This window comes from Arthrobacter crystallopoietes BAB-32, from assembly GCF_000328305.2.
In the GTDB taxonomy this organism is placed as follows: Bacteria; Actinomycetota; Actinomycetes; order Actinomycetales; family Micrococcaceae; genus Crystallibacter; species Crystallibacter crystallopoietes_A.
Genome location: NZ_ANPE02000210.1, coordinates 1 through 3,821 on the forward strand (window position 1 = coordinate 1; position 3,821 = coordinate 3,821).

Sequence of the window (3,821 nt, forward strand, 5' to 3'; positions counted from 1 at the left end):
GGCGGCAGCGCGCGGAACCTCACCGCTGCCCACGGCGGTAGGCTCGCCGGGCGCGGAGGCCGCACCCCCGCCGTCGTCAATTAACGGCACCAGCGGATCACGCAGCCCGAGATTGATATGCACCGGACCGACGGCTCCCTGATGATAGTCCGGGTTGGTGGCAGGCGCCGCCGCTTCGCGGGAAGGCGTCGCTGCGAGGCTCTGGATGCCGTCGGCCGGCCCGGCCGCGGGCAGCGGAATGCCCTTGGCGGCCAGCAGGCCGGCGGCAATGGGCTCCGCCGGATCCTCACCCGCCGGCACGTCCACGGCGTAGCGCACCTGCCCGCCGAAGATCCCCGGCTGCACCGTGGTCTGGTTCGCGCCGGTCCCGCGCAGTTCCTCGGGCCGGTCCGCGCTGAGCACCACGAGTTCGACACCGGCGTGGTTGGCCTCCATGACGGCCGGCAGCAGTTCCCCCACCGCGGTCCCCGACGTCGTCACCACCGGAACCGGCCGCAGCGAGCCGAGCGAGAGTCCCAGGGCGGTGAACCCTGCGGCGCGTTCGTCGATGCGCACATGCAGCCTGAGCTCACCGCGGGATTCCGCCTCGGCCAGGGCGTAGGCCAGCGGGGCACTGCGCGAGCCAGGAGCAATCACCACGTCACGCACGCCGCCCTCGAGCAGGGCGCTGACGGCGGAACAGGCGGCATCGAGGGAGCTGAGCGGGACAGTCACGCTCCCCATCCTATGCAGGTGGGCCGATGCAGACGCCGCGATGCCAACGGCCGCGCCCACCGAAGTGGACGCGGCCGTCGTGTCGGCGCGCAGGGCGGCCGGACCCTGGTGGCCGGCCGCCGATGGCGATTAGTGCCCGTTCTTGCCCTTGTACATCTGGATCACGGACGGACGGGGCAGGCCGCCCTTGCCCGACGGCGTGCCGGCCGGCAGGTAGTCCGGGAACAGCGAGCGCTGCTTGTCCCAGGAGCCGTCCTCGCCGGGGTGCTGCACGGCGACGTAGACCATGCCGTCCTCGTCGTGGATGACCGGGCCGCAGGTTTCGCCGTCGATGGGCACGGCCATGAACTGCTCGACCTTGCCGCGCTCCGGGCCTTCCAGCGTGACGCGGTAGAGGGCGTCGTTGCGCTGGATGGTGCCCGGCTGGCCGTCCGTGGAAATCCACAGGTTGCCGGCGGAGTCGAAGGCCACGTTGTCCGGGCAGGAGAGCGGCTGGACCTTGTCCGCCGGGTAGCCGGCGAAGTAGACGCTCTCATCCACGGCCGGGTCGCCGGCCACCAGCAGCAGGTTCCAGGTGAACTCCGTGGAGGCCTGGTCCCCGGTCTCGGTGATTTCGACGATGTGGCCGTGCTTGTTGTTGGCCCGCGGGTTGGCCTCGTCAACCTCGGCGGCCGTGCGCTTGGTGTTGTTGGTGCACGCCATGTAGACCTTGCCGGTGTGCGGGTTGACCTCGACATCCTCCGGGCGGTCCATCTTGGTGGCGCCCATCTTGTCCGCTGCCAGGCGGGTGTAGACGAGGACCTGGTCGATCTCCATGCCGGGCACCAGGGACTTGCCGTCCTTGGTCAGCTGGATCCAGTGGCCGGTGCCGTCGAAGCTGCCGTCCGAGGGCAGCACGCCGGAGCCATCGATCTGGTTCCGCGGCGAGTTGCCGGTGAAGCTGGCCACGAACAGGTCGCCCTCGGTCAGCAGCGTCATGTTGTGCTTCTTGTCGCCCTCGACGTACTTGCCCTTCGAGACGAACTTGTAGAGGTAGTCGAAGCGCTCGTCGTCGCCGGAGTAGGAGACAACGTGGCCGGACTTGGCAATGGTGACGTTGGCGCCCTCGTGCTTGAAGCGGCCCAGGGCAGTGTGCTTGCGCGGGGTGGACGTCGGATCGAACGGGTCCACCTCGACGATCCACCCGAAGCGGTTGTCCTCGTTCTTGCCCTCGGGCAGGTCGGCGTCGAAGCGGGTCTCCTCGACATGCCAGCCGCGGGAGGGGTTCGTGTTGGTCAGCCCGTAGCGGCGCTGCTCGTCGCTGGGGTTGCTGACCTTGAAGTACTGGTTGAAGTTCTCTTCGCCCGAGAGGATGGTGCCCCACGGGGTGGTGCCGCCGGCGCAGTTGTTCTGGGTGCCCAGCACCTTGCGGCCGGTCGGGTCCGCCTGGGTCTGGAGCAGCTTGGAGCCGGCGGCGGGGCCGGTCAACTCGTACTCGGTGTCCATCAAGAAGCGGCGGTTCAGCTTGGCCCCGCGCACATACTCCCACGGCTGGCCCTTGCCCTTGCGGCGCAGCTCCACCACGCTGAGGCCGTGGGCTGCCATGGCGGTCCGGCGGACCACGCTGGGATCCATCGTCGGCGGGAACATGAGGTTCTCGTTGGTGTACTCGTGGTTCGCGAACAGCACCGCGCGCTTGCCGTTGGTGCCCGGGATCTCGATGATGTCCAGGTAGTCGTTGTTGTAGCCGAACTGGCCGGCCTGGGACTCCGGAGTCTGGTTCTCCGGGTCGAACTCGGCGGAGTCGTTGAACAGCGGGTCGCCCCAGCGGATGACCGGCTTCCAGTTGTAGCCCTTCGGCACGACCACGTCGTCGACGGTGTTGGCGACGCCGTCAATCCCGGTGAACTTCAGCTTGCTGCCGTTGCCGGCCTGGCCGACCTTGGCTGCCGGGGCCAGCCCGGTGGCGGAGCCGGCGTTCGCCGCTGCGCCGCCGCCGAACATCAGGGCCAGCACGCCCGCGCCGCTGACGCCGAGCATGTTGCGGCGGGAGAACTCGGCGGAGACGACGTCGCGGAAGTAGTTGTTCGACGAGGTGTTGCACACACCCTGGGCACAGGCGTTGCCGCACTTGAGCGCACAGGTCACGGCGCTGCGCTTGCCCGAGACATGGCCCAGCATGGGCAGCAGGCGGTTCTTGAGATCAGACACGTAAGTGGCCTTCCAGACTTGAACGGTTAAGCAACGCCCTCACGTTTTCAGCCGAATCCGACGGGGATGCCGAGTTGGGGTGAACCGCAGCTGAACAAATCACGACGGCGCAGCGAACCTTATCGGCGGAGGCTTGCCAAATGGCGGTAAGTCCGGGTGAGCCTGCTCACCCACCAGTCCGTCCGGTCCGGCGCCGCCTGATGCCGCTCGAGCAGCTCCGGGTCAGCCTGCACCCGGCACACCGGCAGCATCCCGCCCGCCGGCACCAGGGAGTCCCTGGCCACGTCCGCTGCCAGCAGGGCCACTGTGCCAAGGCCGCAGGCGTAGGGCAGTTCCGGCAGTGCAGCCGCCAGCGCCACTCCGGCGCTGATCCCGACCGACGAATCCAGCGCCGAGCTGACCACCGCGGGAAGGCCGGCCGCCGCCACGACCTCGAGCGCCCGCCGCACCCCGCCCAGCGGCTGGGCCTTGACCACGATCAGGTCCGCGGCATCCTCGCGCGCGACCTGCAGCGGATCGGATTCCTTGCGCACGCTTTCGTCCGCGGCCACCGGCACCGGCACTCCCCGCCGCGCCAGTTCCAGCCGCACCTGGCGCAGCCCGGCGATATCCGGCACAGGCTGCTCGGCGTACTGCAGCCTGTAGCCGGCCAGCCGGGTGAGGGTCTCGACGGCGGTGTCCCGGTCCCAGCCGCCGTTGGCGTCAACACGCAGCGCCGCGTCCGGCAGCACCTCGCGCACGGCCGCCACGCGGGCGACATCCTGCTCCGGATCCTGCCCAGCCTCGGCCACCTTGACCTTCACCGTCTGCGGACCGTCGAAACGGGCCAGCACCGCCGGAACGTCTGCCGGCTCCACGGCAGGCACGGTGGCGTTGACCGGCACACTCGTGCGCAGCGGCTCGGGGAAGCCCTGCCA

Annotated in this window: 3 protein-coding genes; all 3 read right to left on the bottom strand. The window is 69.5% G+C overall.

All coding sequences use genetic code 11. The features are described 5' to 3' along the window. Window positions 1-714 (bottom strand): thiamine pyrophosphate-binding protein (locus D477_RS16590; RefSeq protein WP_005272221.1); only part of this gene is annotated, 714 nt, incomplete at its 3' end. Between the two features lie 129 nt (window positions 715-843). Then, entirely contained in the window at window positions 844-2,874 is a 2,031-nt protein-coding gene (locus tag D477_RS16595) for a PhoX family protein (protein WP_085940461.1), read from the bottom strand. Window positions 2,875-3,023: 149 nt separating this feature from the next. Continuing rightward, window positions 3,024-3,821: o-succinylbenzoate synthase (locus D477_RS16600; protein ID WP_005272225.1), on the bottom strand; the 798-nt coding region annotated here is incomplete at its 5' end.